This window comes from Haliscomenobacter sp., from assembly GCF_041740695.1.
GTDB lineage: Bacteria > Bacteroidota > Bacteroidia > Chitinophagales > Saprospiraceae > Haliscomenobacter.
This window is the reverse complement of record NZ_JBGSLK010000113.1, coordinates 101,121-125,774: the sequence shown is the minus strand read 5'-3', so window position 1 is coordinate 125,774 and position 24,654 is coordinate 101,121. Positions and strand designations below refer to the sequence as shown.

19 protein-coding genes are annotated in these 24,654 nt (G+C 48.7%); 10 read left to right on the top strand and 9 right to left on the bottom strand.

The features are described 5' to 3' along the window. Nucleotides 1–61 precede the first annotated feature (61 nt). Together ACEW9O_RS22895 and ACEW9O_RS22890 are read right to left on the bottom strand one after the other, a co-directional pair. A complete protein-coding gene (locus ACEW9O_RS22895; protein WP_373552539.1) occupies nt 62–3,301 on the bottom strand; it encodes a PDZ domain-containing protein in 3,240 nt (1,079 codons plus the stop codon). A 56-nt stretch (nt 3,302–3,357) separates the two neighbouring features. Next, a complete protein-coding gene (locus ACEW9O_RS22890; protein ID WP_373552538.1) occupies nt 3,358–4,716 on the bottom strand; it encodes a hypothetical protein in 1,359 nt (452 codons plus the stop codon). 385 nt (nt 4,717–5,101) lie between these two features. Between ACEW9O_RS22890 and ACEW9O_RS22885 the strand changes: the two genes are divergently transcribed. The 3 genes from ACEW9O_RS22885 (at nt 5,102) to ACEW9O_RS22875 (ending at nt 7,221) form a co-directional block, all read left to right on the top strand. Next, a complete protein-coding gene (locus tag ACEW9O_RS22885) occupies nt 5,102–5,857 on the top strand; it encodes an inositol monophosphatase family protein (RefSeq protein WP_373552537.1) in 756 nt (251 codons plus the stop codon). A gap of 115 nt (nt 5,858–5,972) precedes the next feature. Further along, nucleotides 5,973–6,659, top strand: coding sequence for a DsbA family oxidoreductase (locus tag ACEW9O_RS22880; protein ID WP_373552536.1), 687 nt, complete (start codon nt 5,973–5,975; stop codon nt 6,657–6,659). A gap of 19 nt (nt 6,660–6,678) precedes the next feature. Next, nucleotides 6,679–7,221, top strand: a complete 543-nt coding sequence (locus ACEW9O_RS22875) for a hypothetical protein (RefSeq protein WP_373552535.1) — start codon at nt 6,679–6,681, stop codon at nt 7,219–7,221. Between the two features lie 33 nt (nt 7,222–7,254). Here ACEW9O_RS22875 and ACEW9O_RS22870 read toward each other — a convergent pair whose 3' ends face one another. Both ACEW9O_RS22870 and ACEW9O_RS22865 read right to left on the bottom strand, forming a co-directional pair. After that, nucleotides 7,255–8,616 (bottom strand): ADP-ribosylglycohydrolase family protein, encoded by a 1,362-nt coding sequence (locus tag ACEW9O_RS22870; RefSeq protein WP_373552534.1) that lies wholly within the window; start codon nt 8,614–8,616, stop codon nt 7,255–7,257. Nucleotides 8,617–8,783: 167 nt separating this feature from the next. Next, complete coding sequence (locus ACEW9O_RS22865) at nt 8,784–11,483, bottom strand: ATP-dependent Clp protease ATP-binding subunit (protein WP_373552533.1); 2,700 nt, start codon at nt 11,481–11,483, stop codon at nt 8,784–8,786. Nucleotides 11,484–11,683: 200 nt separating this feature from the next. Here ACEW9O_RS22865 and ACEW9O_RS22860 point away from each other — a divergent pair, with 200 nt between their 5' ends. The 4 genes from ACEW9O_RS22860 to ACEW9O_RS22845 are packed head-to-tail and all read left to right on the top strand — an operon-like array spanning nt 11,684 to nt 14,807. Further along, on the top strand, nt 11,684–12,997 hold the full coding sequence (locus tag ACEW9O_RS22860) for an aspartate aminotransferase family protein (RefSeq protein ID WP_373552532.1): 1,314 nt from the start codon (nt 11,684–11,686) through the stop codon (nt 12,995–12,997). Nucleotides 12,998–13,025: 28 nt separating this feature from the next. Beyond that, a complete protein-coding gene (locus tag ACEW9O_RS22855) occupies nt 13,026–13,253 on the top strand; it encodes a hypothetical protein (RefSeq protein ID WP_373552531.1) in 228 nt (75 codons plus the stop codon). Continuing rightward, nucleotides 13,222–13,644 (top strand): putative toxin-antitoxin system toxin component, PIN family, encoded by a 423-nt coding sequence (locus tag ACEW9O_RS22850; RefSeq protein WP_373552530.1) that lies wholly within the window; start codon nt 13,222–13,224, stop codon nt 13,642–13,644. The genes ACEW9O_RS22855 and ACEW9O_RS22850 overlap by 32 nt, the downstream gene beginning before the upstream one ends. A gap of 2 nt (nt 13,645–13,646) precedes the next feature. Further along, nucleotides 13,647–14,807: an NTP transferase domain-containing protein gene (locus tag ACEW9O_RS22845; RefSeq protein WP_373552529.1), complete on the top strand. Its 1,161-nt coding sequence runs from the start codon at nt 13,647–13,649 to the stop codon at nt 14,805–14,807. Between the two features lie 68 nt (nt 14,808–14,875). Here the strand turns inward: ACEW9O_RS22845 and ACEW9O_RS22840 are convergent, their stop codons facing one another. After that, on the bottom strand, nt 14,876–15,790 hold the full coding sequence (locus tag ACEW9O_RS22840) for a hypothetical protein (protein ID WP_373552528.1): 915 nt from the start codon (nt 15,788–15,790) through the stop codon (nt 14,876–14,878). On the opposite strand from ACEW9O_RS22840, the gene ACEW9O_RS22835 reads away from it, so the two are divergent. Next, entirely contained in the window at nt 15,789–16,967 is a 1,179-nt protein-coding gene (locus ACEW9O_RS22835) for a helix-turn-helix domain-containing protein (RefSeq protein ID WP_373552527.1), read from the top strand. The genes ACEW9O_RS22840 and ACEW9O_RS22835 overlap by 2 nt on opposite strands. Here ACEW9O_RS22835 and ACEW9O_RS22830 read toward each other — a convergent pair. The 4 genes from ACEW9O_RS22830 to ACEW9O_RS22815 are packed head-to-tail and all read right to left on the bottom strand — an operon-like array spanning nt 16,964 to nt 21,789. Further along, nucleotides 16,964–17,629, bottom strand: a complete 666-nt coding sequence (locus ACEW9O_RS22830) for a response regulator (RefSeq protein WP_373552526.1) — start codon at nt 17,627–17,629, stop codon at nt 16,964–16,966. The two genes, ACEW9O_RS22835 and ACEW9O_RS22830, sit on opposite strands and share 4 nt — an antisense overlap. A gap of 1 nt (nt 17,630) precedes the next feature. Further along, on the bottom strand, nt 17,631–19,913 hold the full coding sequence (locus ACEW9O_RS22825) for a tetratricopeptide repeat protein (RefSeq protein WP_373552525.1): 2,283 nt from the start codon (nt 19,911–19,913) through the stop codon (nt 17,631–17,633). 4 nt (nt 19,914–19,917) lie between these two features. Further along, on the bottom strand, nt 19,918–21,093 hold the full coding sequence (locus ACEW9O_RS22820) for a hypothetical protein (RefSeq protein ID WP_373552524.1): 1,176 nt from the start codon (nt 21,091–21,093) through the stop codon (nt 19,918–19,920). A gap of 9 nt (nt 21,094–21,102) precedes the next feature. After that, nucleotides 21,103–21,789, bottom strand: a complete 687-nt coding sequence (locus tag ACEW9O_RS22815; RefSeq protein WP_373552523.1) for a hypothetical protein — start codon at nt 21,787–21,789, stop codon at nt 21,103–21,105. 110 nt (nt 21,790–21,899) lie between these two features. Here ACEW9O_RS22815 and ACEW9O_RS22810 point away from each other — a divergent pair, with 110 nt between their 5' ends. Together ACEW9O_RS22810 and upp are read left to right on the top strand one after the other, a co-directional pair. Beyond that, nucleotides 21,900–23,855, top strand: coding sequence for a transglutaminase domain-containing protein (locus ACEW9O_RS22810; RefSeq protein ID WP_373552522.1), 1,956 nt, complete (start codon nt 21,900–21,902; stop codon nt 23,853–23,855). A gap of 84 nt (nt 23,856–23,939) precedes the next feature. After that, nucleotides 23,940–24,599, top strand: a complete 660-nt coding sequence (gene upp, locus ACEW9O_RS22805) for a uracil phosphoribosyltransferase (RefSeq protein WP_373552521.1) — start codon at nt 23,940–23,942, stop codon at nt 24,597–24,599. The last annotated feature ends 55 nt before the right edge of the window (nt 24,600–24,654 follow it).

Here is a 24,654-nt window from a genome sequence, read left to right as displayed (position 1 = left end):
TCAGTTTCCAATTTAAAAAGCTAAAAGTACACCTTAGAAGTTGCACAAAAAATGTATTCCATCAAGGCTTGGGCCGCTTGTACCGGATCGGCGCAGCAGGCTCCGGCTTCAATACCACTCCTTTCGTTTTCATCAAGTTCATGGCCTCCTGCACGGCGCGTTCCAATTGAGGATCACCACCTTTGAGCACCGCGGAAGGGGTCTGCTCCACCTCGATATCCGGCGCAATACCTTCCCCCTCAATGGCCCATTTGCCATCCACGTCATAAAATCCACCACGCGGAGCCACCATACGGCCACCATCAATGAATCCAGGCGTATCCGCAGTATGCACCAAGCCACCCCAGGTACGCGTACCGACGAGTGGCCCAATGTTCATGCGTTTGAACAAGTACGGCAACAAGTCACCGCCAGAGCCCGCCCGTTCGTTGATGATCATCACCTTGGGGCCCCAGATTCCGGTTTGAGGCTGGGTAAAGGGGCGATTGCCCTCCACCCGGCTATTGAAATACCCGTGCAATTGCCGAGCCATGATGTCGACCATGTAATCCGCTGCCGAGCCGCCACCGTTGTTGCGCTCATCAATGACCGCACCTTTTTTGTCTTGCTGCGCAAAATAGTAGCGGTTGAAATAAGTGTAGCCGGGGCCCCCAGTATTCGGTACGTACACATAAGCCAGTTGGCCTTTGGAGAGGGAGTCAACCTTACGGCGGTTGCCTTCCACCCAATCGCGTGAGCGCAATTGGCCTTCATTGGCCAGTGGGACTACGGTCACCAAACGGCTGCCTTCCAGATTCGGATTTTGGTTGAGCCGCAATTTAATTTGTTTGTCGGCGCTGCCTTCAAAAAAGCTGTAGAAATTTTGTGGCGCTTTTACGGTTTTGCCATTTACCTCCAGGATGTAGTCACCCACTTTGGCATCGATGCCTGGGGTAGCCAGGGGTGCCCGCAAATCGGGATTCCAACTTTCGCCGGTATAGATTTTTTTGATGCGGTAAAATCCGTTGACCTCCTCAATGTCCGCGCCCAGCAAGCCTATTGGAACATTTTTGATGTCCGGGAAATCGCCTCCACTGGTGTAAGAGTGCCCTACGGCAATCTCACCACCCAGGATGTCCACCACGTAGTTCAAGTCCGTACGGTGTTTGACATGATCTACCCAGGGGCGGTACCATTTGTAGACATCGTCCCAAGGTGCGCCGTGGGTATTGTCGACATACAAAAAGTCGCGCTGAAAACGCCAACCCTCGCGGAAGATCTGCGCCCATTCCTGGGTTGGGTCTACTTTGAATTGCAAATTCAGGTTCAATTTGCCATCGCCGGGTTTGGGCAGGGCGTCGGTTTTGACAATGCCCCAGGCACCTGCACCATTGTACAACAGTTGTTTGCGGTCAGCAGAAGTGATGGCGGAATTGACAGCGCTCAAATAAACCTCGGTTTTGCGGTCTTTAAAATTGTAGCGGTGCAAGGTTTGTGCTGGCTGGTTTTGTGCCGTTTCGAGGTAAAAAACGTAGTCCTTGGGGCCTGCGACCAGACTGGTGTAATTGCGAAGGGGAACATTGACGGGCAGGATGCGTTGTTGGATGCCATCCAGGTCGACGGTCACGGTCACTCCGGCATCTTTATTGGCGGGAGTGTCTGGCTTGGTCTCGGGTTTTGCTTCCTCTTCATCACTTTTGGGCAAAAATGGCGAGGCGTCTTTTTTGGACAAAACCACCACGTACAAGCCCCGATTGACCTGATTGCTGTAGGAACTCATATCGAGCCAGGAACTACTCAATCCGTAATCGGTACTGGCCAAAAAGTAGAGGTATTTGCCGCCGGCATCCCACACTGGCGTGATGGCATCCGCCAGTCCGTCGGTGATTTGCTGGCTTTGCCCGGTTTCCACATTGTACAGGAAAATGGCCTTGTACAAGTTGTTCAACAAACGGGAATAGGCGATCCATTTGCTGTCTGGCGACCAAACCGGGTTCATCGTGCGCACGACGTGGGTGTATGGCTCGGTGTCCACTTTTTTGCTGCGCCCGCTAGCTACTTCAATGTACCACAAGCGCAGGTGGGTATCGGTATAAGCGATGTATTTGCCATCCGGCGACCAGGCGGGACGGAAAAAGAAGGTTGGTTTTTCGATGGCAATAGCGCGTGGTTTTTCCAAACCTGCCTGATCTCCAATCATCAATTGATACTCGCCACTGGCGTCTGAAAACCAAGCAATTTTTTGCCCATCGGGTGACCAGGCTGGATACCGATCGGCTGCGCCGCTGGACTGGGTGATGTTGCGCCAATCGCCATTTTCTTTGGGGACGGTGAAAATTTCGCCCCGGTGTTCAAACAAGGCGCGTTGCCCAGTGGGCGACAAAGAGGCATTGAGCAAACCACCCGCAGGTACATCTTCCCAACGTGGCCGCGCGTAATTGAGGTCGGCATTGACCTGGATGTTCAGCTGTTTGGCTTTGCCGGATTGGGGATCGAGCAGGTGCAGGTAGCCTCCTTGTTCGTACACCAGGCGGTCGTCGCAGGCGTCGATACTTTTTACATCAAAATCTTTGTGGAAAGTGATTTGTTTCAACTCCTTGCTGCGCGGGTCGAAGCGCCAAACGTTGTTGGCGTAGTCGCGTTCGGAGAGGAAATAGATCTGACCTTTGTACCAGACGGGATCGGTGTGGCGTTCACGGTCGGTTTGTGGTGTTTGGACGAGGGAGTTGTCTTTTAAGTTTAGAATCCAGATGGGTTGGGCTTGACCGCCTCGGTAATTGCGCCATTCGGGATCCCAAAAAGTGATGGGTTGGTAGGCGACAAACAGGCCATTTTCAGAGACTTCGCCAAAGGATGCCTGCGGGATGGGCAGCATTTTTTCCACCCCGCCTTCAACGGGAACGCTGTAAAACTGGTTGATGCGGGTAGGAACCCCAGCACGACCAGAGCGGAAGAGGACGGATTTGCCATCGGGCATCCAACCTTGTACCACATCGTCGCCGGGGTGCCAGGTCAAGCGCTGGGGAGCACCTCCTTCGGCGGGCATCACGAACACATCGGTATTGCCATCGTATTGCCCGGTGAAGGCAATCATTTTGCCATCGGGGGAAAAATGGGGGAAACTTTCGGTGCCTTCGTGGGTGGTCAGGCGCTGGGCATCACCTCCCTCGCGGTCGACCAGCCAGAGGTCGTCAGCGTGTACAAAAACGATGTGTTTATTGCTGACACTGGGCTGGCGGAGTAGGCGGGTGCCTTGGGCAAATGAGCTGATAGTCGTAGCCAAAGTCAGGCAGAGCAAAAAGAAATGAATGTGGTATTTCATTGGTTAGGTGATTTGAATGGGGAAGATAGGGAAAAGTTGAAAAAGGAGTTCCAATCCTAATCATCCTCTTCGTCCTCATCATCTTCCCCTTCGTATTGAGCCGGAGCTTTCCCTTTTGTTTCGATCAAACGATAGCCATTGTTGGTTTTGGAGGTAGTAGCTTCCATTGCTTCCACGGTAATGTGAAATTGCCAATTGTCGCCAAAATCGAAGACGTACAAAAATGCTTTTTGAAGATATAGTCCCAGTTCTCCTAACTTGAACAAGTAGGCAGGTTTTTGATCATCCATTTCTCCTCTAGCGTCATAATACGCATCACCCGATTGAGACCAGGCGACATTGTCCATAAAAAAAGCGTACAAATGGTCGTTATCAAATTTATAAATGGATTGGATGGCATCATGTAAGTCTTCCAAAGTCGACTGAGCGTCCATAGCAATGATGCGGTACAGGTTTTTGTCTAAAGCCACCTTGAAGGTGTAAGTACCCTCTTGGAACGGGCGTTCAATCGGGAATAAACGTTCCTTAATTTCAGCCAAAGGGAAATAGTGTTGAAAACGCTGCAGCATTTTTTTGCCCGTTAAATAATCGACCTCTTCTTTAACTTCTTCAGGGGCAGCATCTTCAAAGTCCCATGTACGATGCACTATGTTTTCAGACATATAGGGATCCTTTTTGCCATAAAAATACCTGATTTCATTTGGGTCTCTATACCAAAGCATAGTGAGCATTGTTTTGCCCAAATCGGTCATGGTTATTGCTTGATAAGGGCAAAGCCATTCCTTGGCTCTGGTTTCCAAGTTTTGATCCCATTCCAATTGAAAACAACCGAATGTTTCCATGACCTCCAATAATGCAACATCATAAGCAGGTTTGAGCTGCCCGGATCTTTTTAGTAGTTGATCGGCAATGGTTAGTCTTTTTCCCGAAGGGTGCTTCAATAAGGAGGTGTAAAAATCATCTGACAAAAAAAATGTAGAACCATAGACTTCTCGGTGGTCTAAATATTGCCAAAAAACTTCCAGCAAGAAAAAATATTGCTCGTCTGGGTTGAGTGAATTGTAATGCGTAATCCTAGACTCGTTGAGTTGCAGTGTGGTGTTATTCGAGGACTTGCGAGAATCGATCACTATTTTGAGCAATGCTGCACTATTGGCAATGTGGAAGAAAGTATTCAGCAAACTAAAAGCAGTTTGTTGACTCTTGGCATTCACAAGCCGGGCGGGTACACTCATTTTACTGTTGAGTTCCAATAAATCAGCAGTACGCAGACAGCGTTTTGTATTGGTCAAAATCAAAGGCTGTTTGTGCTGTACATAGTGTAGGAATAGCTCAAAGTCTCTCAAAATGGGCTGCTCAGAAAAATGCATGGCAAGATCGTATTTTGATGAATAGACGACTGAATACCAGTTCATACTAATGACATTTTGCTCGGAGGACTTGAATAGCCCCTGGCTTTAGCCTGGGGTAATGGAAACGCTCGCTTGATGGGCTTTAGCCCAAGCCCTAATTTCAAACAAGGGCTAAAGCCCAATCAAGAAGATATTACGCCGCCCCCAGGCTAAAGCCAGGGGCTATTCATGTCCTCCGTGTCTGAAAAACAAAAATGTCCAGTAGTATGATACCAGTTACACAAAGCTAAGCGTCAGTTGAAATAATTTCTGGAATATTTTCCGACAGCTTTAAATTTTAGAAATCAGACTGACCAGCAAATGTTTATTTTTGCCGCTTAATTTCACCTTCAACAATAGCTCTTTTTCTATGCGTTTACCTGACCTTTGTGCCCAAACTCTTGCCCTCGTGCAAGAAGTAGCTGTATTCATTTCCAACGAACTAGGCAAAGTAGAAACAATCGAAGTCAAAGCCGAGCAGTTCAACAACCTGGTTAGCTACGTAGATAAAACCTCGGAGCAAAAACTGATTGCTGGCTTGAGCGAAATTTTGCCTGGCTCGGTCTTTTTGGCCGAAGAACAAACTACCGAACAAGCCCAAGGAGAATGGCGCTGGATCGTCGATCCGCTGGATGGCACCACCAATTTTTTGCACCAATTGCCTTGTTTTGCCATCAGTGTGGGTTTAGAACACAATGGCGAAATGGTGTTGGGGGTCGTACACGAGATCAGCCGCAATGAATCTTTTTATGGCTGGAAAAATGGGGGTGCTTATCTCAACGGCAAACGCATCCAGGTGAGCCAACGCAAGGGCTTGAAGGAAGCCTTGATTTCCACAGGATTTCCTTACCACGATTTTAGCCGGATTGAGGCTTATCAAAAGGTCAGCGAATACCTCATGCGCAATACCCGGGGCATTCGGCGCTGGGGTGCGGCAGCGGTAGATTTGGCTTATGTGGCCTGTGGTCGTTACGACCTGTTTTTTGAATACCACCTTCAACCTTGGGATGTTGCAGCAGGTGGCTTGTTGATCTTGGAAGCGGGTGGCCAGGTCAGTGATTTTCAAGGTGGAAAAGAGAAATGTTGGACAGGAGAGGAAATGCTGGCGGGGGCGCCGCAGGTGATGGCGGAAATTAAAGGGGTGTTTGAAGAGCATTTTGGGTAACGTAGGGGCAACCCTATGTGGTTGCCCAATCTTTGGAGAGGGCAACCACATAGGGTTGCCCCTACAACATTTTGGCCCTCTGAAATGTATTACCATCTACCAAAATAACCTGCAAATGACCATTGACATCTGGTCGGACGTTGCTTGTCCGTACTGCTATATTGGCAAACGCCACCTGGAAGCTGCCTTGGCTCTTTTCCCACACATGGAAGAAGTGGAGCTCAACTGGCGCAGTTTTGAACTCGATCCGCAAGCTCCGGCAAAATCGCCAGGCGACTTGTACGATGTGCTCTCCCGCAAATACGGCATGCCACGCCAGCAAGCCCAGGAAATGACCCGTGGGGTCGAAAACATGGGCCGTGGAGTGGGCATCCATTTTGATTTTGCGCAAGCAGTGCCCGTCAATACCCTCAATGCCCACCGTTTGATCCATCTGGCAGCCGAGCATGGCTTGCAAGATCAAGCCAAAGAGGCGTTACTCAAAGCGTATTTTACCGAAGGAAAGGACTTATCAGATTTGGCGGTTTTGACTCAAATTGGCTCCCAACTGGGTTTAGATGCTCAAGTGGTAACTGAAACGCTCAACACTAACGCTTTTACCGAAGCGGTGCGGGCAGATGAGGAGTTTGCTTATGAAATTGGGGTGCAGGGTGTACCATTCTTTGTGTTTGATCAAAAATATGCCTTGCGGGGTGCGCAGCCGGTAGAGGCTTTTGTGCAGACACTGGAGGCGGTTTGGGAGAAAACGCAGGTGGCTGTGGCTGAAAGTGGAGAGGCTTGTGATGTAGATGGGTGTGATTGATCTAGAAAAATCGTTTACCATGCAAAATCTACAAGATGCCCAACGCGATATGCAAGAGGGCTATGCCTACGGCTCGCCCGGAATTGTGGCATCCGGGCTAATCTGGTTGCTGTCGAGTTTGGTTGTCCAATACTATGCCCCTCAACAAGCTGTATGGACCTTGATCATTGGGGGAATGTTCATTTATCCGCTTGGAACGCTGTTCGAAAAGCTATTGGGCTATCGTGGAGGCCATTCTAAGGGCAATCCCCTCGGAAATCTGGCCATGGAAGGAACCATTTGGATGATCATGTGTATCCCTCTGGCCTATGGTCTAGCCCAAATGAAAGTTGAATGGTTTTTTCAAGGAATGCTAATGATTATTGGCGGAAGGTACTTGACTTTTGCCACTATTTACGGAACGCGGCTTTACTGGGTATTGGGGGCTTTATTGGGCTTGGCGGCTTATGGGTTGTTTAGCTTTAAGTTGGGCGCTTTCGCTTCTGCATTGAGTGGTGCAGTGATTGAAATTGGTTTTGGATCGGTGATGTATGTGCTGGTTAGGAAAAAGATTGGGAAGTGAAGGATGTTGTTGTTTAAGGTGGATCCAAAGATTTTATCGGGGAATGTACCAGCGATTCTTTTTCAAATCCACGCCCCCACCCATCTCTTCCTGCACGGCCCGATCAACGATGTAGACTCCAATTTTGGCCATGTTTTCAAAGGTGTCAATCCCGTTGTTCGGGAACCCGACCCGGGTGCGATGGATGTTGAACTGATTGGCGAACTTGCGGCCAAAAGCTTTTTCCACCCCTTCTTTGCCCAACATAAAGCCCAATAATCCACCCCAGGTGGCCGTGGGGTTATCCGAATCCCAGCCGGCCAAAGCACCAATTTTGATGGTCTCCTTGATGTCACCTTCACCGTACAACAAACTCACGATGCTGGAGGCAAAATTGATGCCTGCCGCAAAACAGGCATTGCAATCACGGTTTTGGGATGTCATGGTGTAACCATCGGCTTGTTCTACCTGATAGCGTTGATAGACCTCGTCGCGGGCTTGCTCCCAGGGTACACCCGCACGATAACGGCTTTTAACAAAGTCGTACATTTTGGCAGAGTAAGAGTTTTGCGGCAGTTGTTTACGCGCCTCATCGGCCATCCATTGCAGGTTTTCTTTGCTGGACTTTTTGGGGTCAGCTGCGGAAGCCAGGGAATACATGATGACATAAAATTCGGATATCCATTGAGCGTTTTCCCGAGCGGTGGTTTGAATGGGCAATTGCGCCATTTTGAGCGCAATGTCCGGGCGGGCGGGCGCAAAAAAACCAAATATTTCGGTGGTGAGTTGGGCGTCGATCATGTCATACTCTGGGTTGTTGGCGGGGTCGCTGGTGGCGGGCGGTACCAGGCCTGTTTTCATCAAGTCAAAAGCTTTTTGATTGGATACCCAAAGGAAGTTTTCTTCTTCGACTTTGATGTGTTTGAGCCAACCTTCGCGGATTTGGGGGCCGCTCAATACGGAGGTTTTGTTGCCGTAAAGTAGTGCCTGGTAGATGTATTCAATGTCGGTATCGTCGTCGGGGCCCCCAAGGCCGCCGTCGTTTTCCAACACAAAATCCAGGGTGGGCGACCACTTGCTGACGGTGGTTTTGTCCCAAATGTTTGGTTGATCGGCTTTGCCCCAATCGGCACGGGTGTAAAATGGCCCGGTTTTGATTTCTCCGATATTGCCAATTTTGTCCATTTCGGTGACCAGCCCGGTCCAGTTGGCGATGCATTGGCCAAGCCAGAAGCCGTAAAGCTTTTGGTGGTAGGTGGTGCGGGAGAGGATGCGGTCGGTTGGTTTTGGGCGATAGGTTTGGTAGGTTAGTTGGGGGTCGCGGAGGGGCTCGTTTGTTTTGGCTTTTTGGGCATTTAGGCCATTGCTACAAAGCATAAGCAGGAAGCAAAAGCTAAAAGAAAATGCGCTTTTCATGAAGAAGAGTTGAAGTTAAAAAAGGTACTTTAAAATAGTGCCTTCAAGATAGGCGAAGGAGTTGAAAAGCGGGAAAAGATTGGGGCATTTTTTAAAATGCCACTAAATAAAAAAAGTGGCCACCCAGCTTCCATGCCGAGCAGCCACTTTCCTTTATTTTATACCAATTAAGCCTTTTCTTCCACTGGCTTTTCTACTTCTTTTTCATCATCATCCCCATCATCATCCACCGGCTCCGGCGGCAAACTAATTGCCCCTTCATACGGCGTTTTGCCAAAGGTCAGCCCCTTCTTATCCGTGTGGATGTAGATGGTATCCCCAAGACTAGCCTCGCCACTCAGCACCAGTTTCGACAATTCGTTGATCACGTCTTTTTGCAGCACGCGCTTCATCGGTCGGGCACCAAACTGCGGATCGTAGCCCATATCGGCCAGCAAGGTTTTCGCCTCATCGCTCACTTTGAGGATGATGCCCTGTTTGGCCAGCATTTTTTGGGTCTTTTTCAGCAAGAGTTCCAAAATCTGCTTGATCTCGTCCTTGTTCAGTGGCAGGAAGAGGATTTGTTCGTCGATGCGGTTGAGGAATTCCGGGCGCAGGTTTTCCTTCAGCAGGTTGAACACTTCTTCCTTGGTGGTCGCGATGATTTCGGTGCGGTGTTTTTCACCCATTTCCTCCAGGTCTTCAAAGTTTTCCATGATCAGGTTGGCCCCCATGTTGGAAGTCATGATGATGATGGTGTTTTTGAAGTTGGCGACGCGGCCTTTGTTGTCGGTTAGGCGGCCATCATCCAGCACTTGTAGCAGGATGTTGAAGGTATCCGGGTGAGCCTTTTCGATCTCGTCGAGCAGGATGATGCTGTACGGGCGGCGGCGTACCGCTTCGGTCAACTGCCCACCTTCGTCGTAGCCCACGTATCCCGGAGGTGCACCGACCAAGCGGGACACGGTGTGTTTCTCCTGGTATTCACTCATGTCGATGCGGGTCATGGCCTTTTCATCGTCAAAAAGCACTTCGGCGATGGTTTTGGCCAATTCGGTTTTACCCACCCCGGTTGGTCCCAGGAAGATGAAAGAACCAATGGGCCGCTCAGCATCCTGCAAACCTGCGCGGCTGCGGCGGATGGCATCAGAAACCGCTTTCACCGCTTCGTCTTGCCCGATCAGGCGTTGGCCAATTTCGGCTTCCAGACTGAGCAGTTTATCCTTTTCACTCTGGGTCATTTTATCCACCGGGATGCCTGTCCAACGGCTGACGATGTAGGCGATGTCGTTGGCGGTTACCTTGTCGTTGGTAAAACGATCGTCTTCGGGCAGGGCGGCCAATTTTTCCTCGGCGACTTTCAGCATTTGCTTCTGGTCTTCCAATTCACCGTAGCGGATTTTGGCTACTTTTTCGTAGTCGCTGGCGCGTTCGGCGCGTTCGGCCTGCATTTCCAGTTCTTCCATCTGTTTCTTGATGGCCTGAATGGTGTCGACTATCTCCTTTTCATTTTTCCAACGGGCCATCAAGGAATCGCGCTTTTGCTTGGCATTGGCGATGCTTTCTTCGATGATGTCCTGTTGTTTTTTGTTCTTTTCTCGTTTGATGGCCTCGCGTTCGATTTCGAGCTGACGCACCTTGCGGTCCCACTCGTCGATTTCTTCGGGCAGGGAGTCCAGTTCCAGACGCAGGCGTGCAGCAGCCTCGTCGATGAGGTCGATTGCCTTGTCGGGCAGCTGGCGGTCGGAGATGTAACGTTGACTCAACTCGGCGGCAGCCACCAGCGCCTCGTCCATGATCTCGATCTTGTGGTACACCTCGTAGCGCTCTTGCAACCCGCGCAGGATGGAAATGGTGTCCTCCACGCTAGGCTCTTCGATGAGTACTTCCTGGAAGCGGCGCACCAGGGCCTTGTCTTTTTCGAAGTACTTTTGGTATTCATCCAGGGTAGTGGCACCGATGGTGCGCAGTTCCCCACGCGCCAGGGCCGGTTTGAGGATGTTGGCGGCGTCCATGGCACCATTGCCACCACCTGCACCAATGAGGGTATGGATCTCATCCACAAACAGGATGATGGTGTCGTTGGAGTCGGTGACCTCCTGAATAACTCCCTTAAGGCGTTCTTCAAATTCCCCTTTGTACTTCGCTCCAGCAATCAGTGCGGCAATATCCAGGACGAAGATTTTTTTGCTCTGCAAACTTTCGGGTACATCCCCTTTCACGATGCGCCAGGCCAGACCTTCCACAATGGCGGTTTTACCTACCCCCGCTTCCCCGATGAGGATGGGGTTGTTCTTTTTGCGGCGCGAAAGGATGTGCAGTACGCGGCGAATTTCTTCATCGCGACCCACGATAGGGTCGAGTTTCCCGGTTTCCGCGCGTTCGTTGAGGTTGATGGCGTATTTGGCCAGGGCGTTGTAGCTGTCATCCGAACTTTGGTCGGTCACTTTGCGGCCTTTGCGTAGCTCAGTGATGGCACCGCGCATCAATTGTTCGTTGGCACCGAGTTCTTTGAGCAATTTGGCACCGGAGTCCTCTCCTTGCAAGACGCCCATCAACACCAGTTCCACGGAGATGTATTGATCTCCAAATTCTTTGAGCAGGACTTTGGCTCTGCTGAGGGATTTGTTGGCGTCGTTGGTCAAAAACTGTTTGTCCGAACCTTCTACCTTGGGATACTTGAGCACTGCCTCGTCCAACTTGCGGCGCAGCATGTCGAGGTTTACGTCGGATTTCCCGAGTAAAAATCCGGCTACACTCTCGTCGGTTTCAAGGATACCCTTGATGAGGTGCACGGTATCCACCTGCTGCTGGTCCAATCCTGCTGCGATTTGCTGGGCTTTCAGGATGGATTCCTGCGCTTTTATGGTGAAATTGTCGTAGGTCATTTCGTTTTGTGCTTTTTATTTGGCTAATATCTGATGTTTTTGTCAGTATCGGGTAGAATAGCAAAAGATTTGCCAAGGTGATTTTAGGAAAATTTGGCAGAGCGCATTTAAAAAAACCGACAAAATGACTTAGGAATAAGACTTATTCCATTTTTGGCAAAAAATCCCTAGCTTAGCTCCTCATTCAATACCGCAAAACAATGCAGACCACCCATACCTCCACCAAAGCCGAACTCCTCGCCAAGCAACAACAATACCTCTGGCCAAATCACCTCCTTTATTACACCGAGCCGCTCCCACTTGAGCGTGGCGAAGGCCTGCGCGTATGGGATGTAGAGGGCAAAGAATACCTCGATTTTTTTGGCGGCATCCTCACCACTAGTGTAGGGCACAATCGCCCAGAAATTGTGGAAGCCGTAAAAAACCAAACGGAGAAGATGATTCATTCTTCTACGCTTTACCCCAATGAAGCCCATGTCAACTTGGCGGAAAAAATGGCGCAAATCACTCCTGGCAAATTGCAGGTCTCTTTTTTCACTCCCTCGGGTACTGATGCGGATGAAACGGCGGTTTTTTTAGCCAAAATTTATACAGGTCGACAAGAAATAGTGGCACTTCGACATGGTTACAGTGGGCGCTCGGCCATCGGCATGACGCTTACCGGGCATAGCTCCTGGCGCTTGACAGGCGCGCAAGTACCGGGCATCACTCATGCGGTGAACCCATACTGCTACCGCTGCCCTTACAAAATGACCTATCCTTCCTGTGGGGTAGCCTGTGCGCAGGACATTGAGGACGTGATCAGAACGACCACGAGTGGGAAAATCGCCGCCTTTATTGCCGAGCCCATCCAAGGTGTGGGTGGATTCATCACGGCCCCGAAGGAATACTTCAAAATTGCGCAAGAGATTGTCAAACACTACGGTGGTTTGATGATCATTGATGAGGTGCAAACTGCTTTTGGCCGGACGGGAGACAAGTGGTTTGGCATCGAACATTATGACATCGAGCCAGATGTGATCACCATGGCCAAAGGCATCGCCAATGGGTTCCCCTTGGGCAATACGATCACCACCATGGAAATTGCCCAAAGCACCGTGGAGGCAGGCCTGAGCCTAAGTACTTTTGGTGGCAACCCCGTAGCCTGTGCTGCGTCGCTGGCCACCCTGGAAGTTTTGGAAAACTACGCCGACCCGCAGCATGTAGGCAGAGTAGGTAAATTGTTGCGCGAAGGACTGGAACGTTTGCAGGAAAAATACCCAGTCATCGGCGATGTACGCGGGATGGGTTTGATGCAAGGTTTGGAGCTAGTGAAAGACCGCCAAAGCAAAGAACCTTCAACCGAGGCGACCCGCCAGTTGTTTGAAGCTACAAAGGAACTGGGCTTGCTGATTGGCAAAGGGGGCTTGTACGGCAACGTGATCCGCATTGCTCCACCGCTTACGGCTCAAGAAGAGGATATTGCGGAAGCGCTGGATATTTTGGATCGGGCGTTTGCAAAAGTGAAGATTTAGGGTATATATTTGTAAAAACCGGATCAACATGCAGGCCGAACCACATACAATGAGTAATCTTCAATTGGAGTTGCTCAAACTTTATGCACACAATGTCGATGAACAAGATCTTCTCGCAATACGCCAACTCATTGGCCTGTATTTTGCTGAAAAAGCCAGTGCTGCAATGGATGCATTTATCGAAGAAAAAGAATTTACGCCTATAGACATCGCAAATTGGGCATATGAGCACTGGCGGAGTGAAACTCGTTCTTGATACCAATGTGATCGTTTCGATGATTGGTCGACGTTCTCCCAATCGTTGGATATTTGACAAAGTTCTTACTGGAGAATTTCGTCTATGTATATCCAATGAAATCTTGTTTGAGTACGAAGAAATTCTTGCCGCCAAAACCACACCTGAAGTAGCCTCTAATTTTACTGATTTTCTAATCTCCTTTCCCGGAGTTGAACACATTGAGATCTATTTTAAATGGGACCTAATTGCAGAGGATGTTGATGACAATAAATTTGTCGATTGTGCGGTAGCGGCGCAGGCAATTATTGTTTCTGAAGATCGTCATTTTCGCCCATATCGAACGAATGAACATCCTCCCTTGTTGGTTCTAACGATTGAAGAATTGAAAGCCAAGTATCAAAAAGGTTAACCATGTCAAACCATCAAAAACACGCCGCCATTACCCGTCCCACCTACGGTCACTTTGCCCGTCAGGAATGGGCCTTCATCGGCGCACCTTGTGGAGTGATCAAAAAACTGGCTTTTGCGCTGATTGGTCGCCTGAAATCCGATTACCAGCTTGGTTACGTGGATGCCGACCACGCGGGTGCAGATGCTGAAACGGAAGCTGGACGCGATGCCCAAAGTGCCATGGCGCATGGTGCCCGTCAGGAATATACCGATAAGATCAGTTTCCACCGTTTTGACCAGGAAGGGACGCTCAATCCCTTCTTTTTCCGCCAGCACTTCAATGCTCAGGATGCTGTGTTGGTCAATGGCAATCATTTTGAGGCCAAAAAGCAGATTGTCTTGATTGATCCTCGCAAGGAAGCTTCCCTACAAAAAAAGCTAGATCGACTTAAAGATGTCGCCTGTATTGTGCTGATGGATGATACAACGGCCATTTACTCCTTCTTGTTGGAGCATTTGGGAGGCGTTTTGCCACCAGTATTCCAACTGGAAGATGAAGCGGGAATTGCAGATTTTTTACTGGAAGAGCTGCAAAAAAAACAAGCTCCCCTTTACGGACTTGTACTTGCGGGCGGGCGCAGCACCCGAATGGGGCAAGACAAAAGTTTGATCAACTACCATGGCAAAGCGCAGCGCGAGTACATGGCCGACCTGTTGGGTCAGTGGTGCAGCCGTACCTTTATTTCTTGTCGGGGCGATCAGGTTGAAGAAATTGGAGGGGTTTATGCGCCGATACCAGATACTTTTTTAGGGTTGGGGCCTTATGGCGCAATCTTATCGGCTTTTCGGGAGCACCCGGATGCGGCATGGCTGGTGGTGGCTTGTGATTTGCCCCATTTGGATGAGCATACCTTGGAGCAATTGGTAGCGCAGCGGAATCCTTCCAAAGTGGCGACTACTTTCCGCAGCCCTTTTGACCAGTTTCCAGAGCCGCTGGTGACCATTTGGGAGCCGCGGAGCTATCCGGTTTTGTTGCAGTTTATGGCACAGGGTTATACTTGTCCACGCAAGGTGTTGCTCAATGCACCCATTGAATTATTGCTGGCAGAAAAAGAAGAGGCCTTGGAGAATGTGAATAAACCGGAGGAGTTGGAGAAGGCCTTGGGGAAACTCAAAAGCTGAGGCTAATGAATTAAATCATAAGTTAATGCACTAGCCTCAGCTTTTGCAGTAAGACTCCGTTCCTAAGATCAATTTGAATTTTTGGCCAGTTTGTTCCATTCCTTTGGCGAAAAATCAATGGAATACAAATCCTCGATCCTTTTGCCATCCTTTTCTTCTGTTCGACTGAAATACAGTTTTTTGCCCTTGGGCTGCATAAAAGGGCAAAAATCGCCTTGTTTGGAATTGATGTTGGGGCCAAGATTAAGAGGCTTGGTCCAGTTGCCTTTTTGTTTAAAACTGATGTACAAATCTGAATCACCATACCCGCTGGACTCTCGTCCCCAAAAAATGATGTAATCTTCCTTGGGCGAAATGAAAGGGTTGCTGTCGTGGTTTTCGGTATTGAGCAGGGCTCCCAGGTTTTTGGGGCTTTGATAAACGCCATTCTGGTATTCGCTCACATACAAGTCGAGTTTACCTTGGCCACCTGCCCGATTGGAGGAAAAATAGATGTTCCCGGATTTGGCAATGGTCGCATAAATATCGGAGCTATCGGTGTTGATGGCGGCCCCGAGGTGGAAGGGCTCACCCCAGCTGTTGCCATCGCGTTTTACGCCCCAAATGTCAAAATCTTCCTTAGCAGGACCCATACTTAGAGGCCGGGTCGAGTTAAAAAGCAACAGTTTTCCATCCGGTGAAAAGGCCGGATCGATGTCTTTCCAACTGGTACCTCGGGTAGAAAAGGGCGCAACTATGGGTTTGGTCCAGTTTCCATTCATCAGAGATGAAGTAAGAAGATGCAAACTATCCCGGCCACCGTAAGCTTTTACAAAAACCGCAGTTTGCCCGTCGGGAGAAAGGGTTAAACCAAAAACTTGCCCATCGGAGAGGATGCCTGGTGCGAAAATTGCAGCAGTTTGAGCGTGCAGATGAAGCTGAAAAGCCAAAAAGAGGATACATACAGTTAAAAAACGTGTAGTAAAAAGCGTGTACTTTTGCATGGTGATTGATCGTTTTGGAGCTTGTTTGAGCTTTTTAGGTGCAAAAATGCAGCTCGTTTTTGACCCTGTCTACCTGATTTATAAATCCATCAGTACAACTATGTATCAATTCGACAGTTTATTTGCGGCATTGAGCGGTTTGGGCATCGCCAATGGGATTTTGTTTGGCTTGTATCTCTTGCGCAAGGGGCAAGGGGAGGCTCAAACCACGAATCAGTACCTCGGCTACTTCATGCTTTTGTTGAGTTTGCGCTTTGCCATTACTACCATATCCTATTTTTACCGCAGCGCTGAGTGGTATGTAGTTGATGTGGGTTTGGTGCTCAATTTGGCGTTGGGACCTTGTTTTTTGGCTTATGTGTACAGTGTTTTTAGGGCTCCACTTCCCACTTTCTTTTGGCAGAAGCATTTTTTGCCCGCAATTTGCCTAGGTGCCCTGGCTTTGTTGGCCCGAACAGTCCTCCCATTGGGCACCTTTTTTGAGCCTTTTAAAAACGGCTGGTTTATGACCAATCAGCTGACTTTGTTGCACTGGATTCTGTATCTGGTGTATGCCTACCGATGGTCGAAGCTAAGGTTGGTCGAAAAAAAGGCACAAGGATGGAGTGTACAAAAAATACAGGAATGGTTGTCCGGCTTGTTGTTGTTCATGGGCATCTTGATTTTGGGCTACAGCTTCAACAATGCCAAGGTCCTTTGTGTGATTTTTTGCCCCTTGTTTTACACCATTATTGTTTACCTGATTCTGGCTTATTTTATCAAAAATTATACGTTGCTCCAAAAAACTCAGGTATGGGAAAAAGGCAAACCCTCAGCCATTAAACCCGAGCAAATTTCTCAACTCAAAGTGCAATTGCAAAGATTGATGGAGGAAGAGCAGGGTTTTCGCGACTCGGAACTGAGTCTGGATAAACTGGCTCAACAAATAGGCAGCAGTTCACACGCCCTTTCACACTACATCAATACCTATGAAGGTTGCAACTTCCCTGACTGGCTCAACCGTTTTCGGGTGGAGTATGCTTGTCAGTTGTTGCTCGATCCCCAATATGCCCAGTTAAAGATCGCAGCATTGGCATTTGAAAGTGGGTTCAATACCTTGTCGGTGTTTAATGGAGCGTTTAAGAAGGTGGTGGGGTGCACGCCGTCGGAGTTTAGGAAGCAGATGCTCAACTGTTAATCCTCCGCCAACAAATTAAACTCATACGCCACTCTCACCAGCCCCGCCGTATTCTTTACATTCAACTTGCGCAACAAACTCTTCCGGTGTGAAATCACCGTGGTGTCGCTGATGAACAACTTCGCGGCAATCTCATCGGTATTGCACTCGTCGATGATCAAGCGCAGGATCTCCTTTTCTCGGCGGGTAATTTTGGGGATGTACTGTGAGCGAGAAGTTTTTTTGGCCTGCATCCCTTCCAGAAGGCTATTGGTGACGGCTTTGCTGAAGTATTTTTCCCCTTGTTGAATGCTTTGAATGGCAGTGACGAGCTCGTCCTTACCCGCATTTTTCAGCACATAGCCATCTGCACCCGCTTTGACCATCTTGGTGATGAAGCCCGCTTCGCTGTGCATGGTCAGGCTGAGCACTTTTTTATCCGGAAAACGTTTTTTGATTTCCAGACAAACTTCAAAACCATTCATATCCGGCATGTTGATGTCCAGCAAAATGAGGTCGATCTCCGTGTGGTGCTTTTCCAGGGCCTCCAGAGCACCTTTGCCATTTAGGGCCTGGTGAACGATGCGGATGCCTTCAGCTTTCTCCAGCAGCGCCATGATGCCATCAATCAGCACCTGATGATCATCTACTACGAGGAGTTTAATGGTGTTTGGTGTGTCCATACTAGTTTTTAGGTGTTAATGGGATATCGATGGTAAAAGTTGCACCAGCCTGAGCAGAGGATTCCACCTCCATTTTACCATCCAATAAAGCTAAGCGGGACTGGATGCTTTGTAACCCAATCCCGGGGTTTTGCAATTTTTCAGCAGGATCAAAGCCCTGACCATTGTCTTCAACTACGATGTTTAAGGCATCATCTTCAACGCTGAGTTGTACAATCAATTCACTGGCTTCGGCATGTCTTAAGGTGTTTTTAACCAACTCCTGCACGATCCGGTAAACCGATATCGCCGTTTGATCATCAAAAGTATAATCCAGCCCGAAAGGAATAAAACTAACTTCGAGTCGTCCAGATCGATTGATGCCTTCGCATAAATCTTGTAAAGCGTATTCCAGCCCGTATTGCTGTAAAATAGCTGGCATCAAGTTGTACGAAATTTTGCGTACCTCCGTGCAGGCTTCATCCAGTAGGCTGTCTGCTTTTTGGTAGGATTTGACGGTGTCGATGTCTGGTCTTTCATTTTGCACCGCATTGAATTGCAACTTCACAGTAGCCAATAAAGTCCCCAATCCATCGTGCAACTCCTGGGCTATTCGCTTGCGTTCTTGCTCTTCCCCATTGATCATGGAGCGCAATTGCTCGGCCTCTCTTTGTTTCTCTAGGGCAGCCATGCGCTCCGCTTGAACCCGTTGTTCCACCCCTGAACGGTAGTTTCGAAACAACAAAAAAGCAATAAACGCGCCTGCCAACAGTGCGCCACCCAAAAGGTAATTGAGCAGGTTTTTCTGGCGCAACTCCGCCCGATTGCGGGCTATTTCGGTTTGTTGTAAACTGTCCCGCAAGGCCACATTGTCGAAACGAGCATTCATTTCGCTGATGATGCGGGATTGCTCCAGGTTGAAAATGGAATCTTTTAAGTGTTGGTGGCGCTCGGCAAAGGAATAGGCGGCATTAAAATTGCCTTGCAGGGCATGGGCCCGGGCCAGATTGTCCCATATGGCCAACAAGTGTTCGCGGCTGCCCGCAGTTTGGGCGAGTGTTACACTGGGCTGTAAACTGCGTAGTGCTCCGGCGGCATCCTTCAGGTCAATTTGGATCCTGGCCATGTCCAAACGAGTCTCTACTTCACCCAGGATTTCCCCGTTGCTAATTTTGGATTGTAGTGCTTTGCCAAAATAGCTCAGTGCTTTACGGGAGGAATCCACCTGTTGAAATAAAACCAAGGTGCGGCCAATTTCCAGGTCGTTGCCGATACTGGAGAAGCCATGCCGCGCTTTTTGATACCATTTTTGTGCTTGAGCTGGATTACCAACTTGAGCTTGATTGTCCCCCAAACTACGTTGAATTTCCGCCGCTTTGAAGGTGTTGTTTTTCATCAAGGCCAGCTTCAAACTTCGGTTGAGATAGGCATTGGAACTTTGGATTTGATTTTGCTGGCGGTAAGCCAGGCCAAGGCTATACAACAATTCCATTTGCTGCAAGGAATCTTGAATTGACTCCGCCAATTTTAAAGCCTTGAGTCGATGAGCTTGAGCTGTGGGGTAATCACCGGTTTGTTGCAACAATTCCGCCAACTCCTGGTGGTCGCCGATCAAATTGCGTTGATCCTGGGTTTTAGCGCGCAGGGCAATCAGTTCTTCCAGGTAAAGCTGTGCCTGAACGAGGGCTCCATCCTGGTTTTTATAATTGGTTGCCAATTGAGTGAGCAATTCAATCACCAGGGTTTTGTCGGGCAATTGCTGGGCGAGGTTTTTTCCTTTTTTTAGATAAAAATTGGCTTGATTCAATTGGCCTTGCTGACTGTATACTTTTGCCCACAAGTTGTAGGCGCGGGCAAGAACGGCCTGATCCTGGGCGGGGTTCGCCTTTTTTTCCAATTTAGCCAATAGTGCTTCGGCCTCTGGCCAACTGCCTTCAATAAAATGGACCTCTGCATGTTTCAACCAGGCCAGGAGCAAATGAGGGCGGTCGGCACGGGATTGAGCCAAGTTTGCACAGATTTCCAGTTGATCTTTGGTTCGGGCGTAATCCCCGATGTAAAAGCAGGACTCAGCCAAACCAAGTCCTGCATCGAGCTGCAACTGGTGCTGTCGCTTTAGTTTTGCTTGCTGAATGGCTTTATTAAAAAACCATTGCGCGGAATCGGGCTGATCCTGATCCAGGTGGGCTTGGGCTTTTTTAATGAGTTCAGGTGTAGACAGGGCAAGCGCAGGACATAGGTTGGGCAAAACCGCCAGAAGCAGTGCAAAAAGCGGCATTTTTATCCGGGCTTCTGGTCGCATCATTTGATTAAAAATATAAAGTCAAAGTGGTTCGCCAGGCATTAAAGCCCGTTTGGTTGCTATTTTGAACGGATTGAAAGCAATAGGCGCTGCGTAAGAGGATAAAATCTTTGATTTTAGCCCCTATTACCAAGGAATTGCGTAACACGCCCTGATCCCAATCATTCGAAAATTGTAGCGTTTCTATTCGCCAAGCTGCATAGGTGCCTACCAAAAAGGGAAATTCATATTTGGTGTCCAGCCAGGCGGAAAAAGCATTAAAGTTTTGATTTTGAATATATCGTTCGCTCAATGGGTTATACTTGGGTACTCGATAAAAACCAGCCGTCAATTCACCCGACCACTCAAAATGCCCGGTTCCGAGCACAAAATCGGTGCCTATTAGAGCTTGTCGATAGCCGCTTCGATCATTTAGTCGGTCATTCAAAGGGTGATTTTGTAAAAATTTACCGAAGCTAGCCGAAAAACCTTGTTTCCAAAAATATTTCGGTTGCAACTTAAGGCGAGCCATTGCGCCGTAGTTCAGGGGATTAAAATTGAAATTCCGTGGCAGGTTGGGGGATGCGGTAGTCAATGCGAATTCAAGCGAGGTTTTCCCAGGTTTGAGGTTCCAGCGCGCTTTAAGGCCGTTGGAATAGCCGTTGTAGTATTGGAGGGGCATGCCCCATTCATTGCGGCCATTGATGGGGATTTGGGTGCCGTTGCCAAGTCGGTCTACCTGCCCCAATTGTTCTGAAATATTGATAAAATACCCATAAGCCAAGGGAACATCTACAAAAGTGCGCGCGGTGGAAAGCTGCTGATTGGCAAACAAACCAAAGGGTGAAACAAAGCGCCCGACGGTGAACAACCAAGGGCTTTCTTTGGGTGCCCATTGTACATTGGCTTGTGCCAAGCGGACTTGATTGAATTTGAGCCCTTCGTCGCGTTCCATTTGCAGGCGAAAGTTGGCACTCCATTGGGGATTAAAACGGATTTTGGACAAGAGGTTCAATTCCAAAGGTCGTACCGCCCCGCTTTGGAGGTCTTTGTGCACTCCATTGAGGTAATAATGGGAACTCTGGCCACCTTGCAGGTACTCCAGGTCAGCAGTCCCATTGATCTCAATTTGGGGTTTCTCCTGTGCGGATAGTTTTACGAGGGTAAATAGGAGCAAAAAAACAAAGGTAATCGTGCGTTTCATACTTACCGTTTAAGGTTTGACCAGTGCAAGGTTTTTTGTAATCACACCACCACCTTTAATACTAATGTTGTCTTCTACCACACCCAAACTAAAATGGTAAACCTGTACGCGGTAATTGCCGTCGGGCAGACCATCTACTTCGTAGTTGCCACTGGTATTGGCTTTGGTGAAATAGGGGGTGTCCAGGCTTAAAATGGAGGCATTCATGCCGCAATGGATGTCGCATTTGAGATCAACTACCCCTGCTTTTTCGATCAATTGAGGCACCGATTTCCCGGGTTGCCTCCGACCGATGTTGAACGTCGCCCGAGGGGTCATGCTGAAGATGTTGTGTACTTCGGTATCACTGTTCAAAAACGCTACTGAACTGCCTTTGGTAATGGGCAATACTTTGGGCACAAAGGTTTTTTCCATCTGATTCATAATGGCATTGGCAGAAGGTTTTAATTCAGGGGTAAAATCAGTAGGGTGAAAACTGACTACGATGTGCCGATTGGGATGATTTTCTTGATCAATTTGTTTTTTGCGGGCACTGAGAGGTTCTTCTTCGCAGTACTTTTGGTTGCTGCCCCGTTTGAGCAGTGGTACATTTTCAGGAATGGTGATTTTGCCGACAACTTTGCCTTTGTTGAATGCAACATCTGCTTTAGTAGACAGTAGCAGGGTCGCAAAAAATAAAACAGACAGGATTCTCATTTTTCAGGGTTTTTAGGATAATTCTACAAATATACTCAACTTTCAAACAAGCACCAAGTGGCTAATAATTCACCCTGAGAATTCGTTATCTTACGGCAAAACCAAAGTCTATGTTGCGCCATATCTTGCTCTTTTACCTTGTATTGGCTTCTTTTGGAGGGATTAATGCCCAGACAAAAGACTACGCGGCCATAGACACCTACGCCCTAAATGCCCCAGTGGAAGCTTGCCAAAGCCCCAACGCTTTGGCCTATTACCTCAAAGGTGCCGGAAAATTCAGCGAGCGGGAGAAGGCCCGAGCCATCTACACTTGGATTACCCACAATATTCGCTACAACCACAGCATCATCGAACAAAACCTGTTGGGTACCAGGGAAAACACCTTGATGCAACAGGCCGAAAATGTGCTGGCCCAACGCAGCGGAGTATGTGAAGGGTATGCCAATTTGTACAAAACACTTGCCAATTCAATGGGCCTCAACGCCGAAATTGTCACGGGCAAAGTACGCCGGGAAGATGGTCAAATCCCCGAAATTGGCCATGCCTGGGTCTCCATCAAAATTGGTGGAGAATGGTCGCTCAGTGATCCAACCTGGGGCGCCGGGTATTTCGATCCAGATGCAGGTGTTCACTTTCCCCCCAGTGATGATTTGTACTTTCTGGTGCCTCCTGCCGAGATGATCCGCGACCACTATCCCTTTGACCCCATTTGGCAACTCAACCGTTACCCGATGACGCAGGCGCAATGGGAAGATTGGGATTTAAATTCCCCAGCACCTAAAAATGCCAGTACAATCGCTTTTTTTTATGCAGATTCCATTGCCCAAATGAGCATGTTGGACACTTTGCAGCGCACCCTGCGCACCTGTTCGCGCATCTTGCGCTTCAATCCCAACGACGATTACGCGCTGACTCAGTTGGGGTTAAAAATGTACGAACAGGGTTTAGTCGCCCTGGTGGATATTTACGAAAGTTTGTTTGTGCTGGAAGGTTCACCCAAACAAGCCATTGATACCTTGCGCTACAACCGTCAACTGCAATCCATTGAGCAGTATTTCAGCCAGGCCTGGGCTTACTTAAGCGCAGTAAAAACGGATCGTTTGCAGGTGGTTCAGCAGCAGGTTCAGCCCCTGGAGTACATGCAAGCCGAGCTTGTTTTTGTTCGTGGCCACATTCATTATACTTTGTTGAGCCGTTACAGCCGCGAAAACTTCAATCAATTCAACAATTCCAATCTTCAACTGTTCCTGCGCCGCATCAACCAGGAATGTGAACAAGCTGGCACTTACTACCAGCAAGCGCTGGATTTGTACGCCCAGGATACTACAGAAGCTATTGTGCAAAAACGCGGCGAGATCATTTTCTTTTGGGCCCGTAGCATGTACCTCAGCGCGATCAGTCACCTCAATGCCAGTGCCAACCGCAACAATGCCAATGAAGAGGCCTTAAATGCCAATCTTAACTTGATTTTGCGGGGCAAAAGTAACTTGCTGAACATGAAAAAGGCCTTGGATATGGGCAAGGCTACAAGTGCTGGGCTTAGTGGGTTTAGCGAAATGGGCAAGGACTATCCACTACTGATGGCGAAATTGTTGGCGAATGAAAGTCTAACCCGTTACGATTTGGTCAATCAGCGCTATCGCCTGGTTTTTGACAATCCCCTCCCTTTTTTGAACGGTAATTTTAGTACTGCTTTGGATGGCTATCGTGAAAGTGAACGTCGAGCCGTTGAAGGTTTAAAAGTGATCGGTGGCAGTAGCAACAACACGGAACGCCAAACCATCGTACAATTCCTAAATGCCGGGGGAGGATTGGCCAATGTACAAATAGGGGCGTATCAGGCACAAGTGGCCTATAAATTGCACGAAAAGCTGGTCAAAAACCCCAACCTGGGACCAAAAGACAAGTCCGAAGCCCTCTTGCGCATTCAACAAGCCAAGGCAGCTTACGTACGTGCCAAACCTTTCTTGGAACAATCGGGATCCAGCAGTCGCAACATGTTAAGTGACTTACAATCGCGGGAGAATAGGTTGGAAGAACTAAAAAAATGGTGGGACTTGCGGTAAATCAGTCGCGAGCTTGATTATTGTTCGTGCGGAGATTAGGTGAAAAGGTTTTATCTTGCTTTGAATTGAGCAAAATTTGTATCCATGTCGCCATTGTTATTTGACCTGAGTAAAAGTCCAAGCGTTGCGAGCCAATTTGTGGCAGAAATGCGCAACATCAATACCCAAAACGATCGAATGCGTTTTCGGCGCAATATGGAGCGTGTCGGCGAAATTTTGGCGTACGAACTAAGCAAACATTTGCCTTACGATACGGTAGAAGTGGAAACACCAATGGGGATAGCGAGCAGCAAAGCAGTGGCCAAACCCATTGTATTGGCTACTATCCTGCGCGCAGGTTTGCCTCTGCATCAGGGGCTGTTGAATTATTTTGACAATGCTGAAAATGCTTTTGTCTCCGCTTACCGCAAACACCACAAGGATGGTACTTTTGAAATCAAGTTGGAGTATTTATCCTGCCCCAATTTGGAGGGTAAAATCCTGGTGATTGCCGATCCGATGATGGCTACCGGAGCATCCATGGTGATTGCTGCCAAGCAGTTGATGGAACATGGCACTCCTGCCGAATTGCATTTTGTGACAGCTATTGCCGCTGTACCCGGATTGGAGTATGTACGGAGGATGTATCCCAAGGCGGGGATTTGGATGGGGGCTCTGGATGAGGAGTTGACTGCGAAATCTTATATCGTGCCGGGTTTGGGGGATGCGGGGGATTTGGCTTATGGGGAGAAGACGCAGTACTGAGGGGCATGGACATCATCCCACGGATTTATCCGTGGGTTGGCGGGGTACTTGAGGG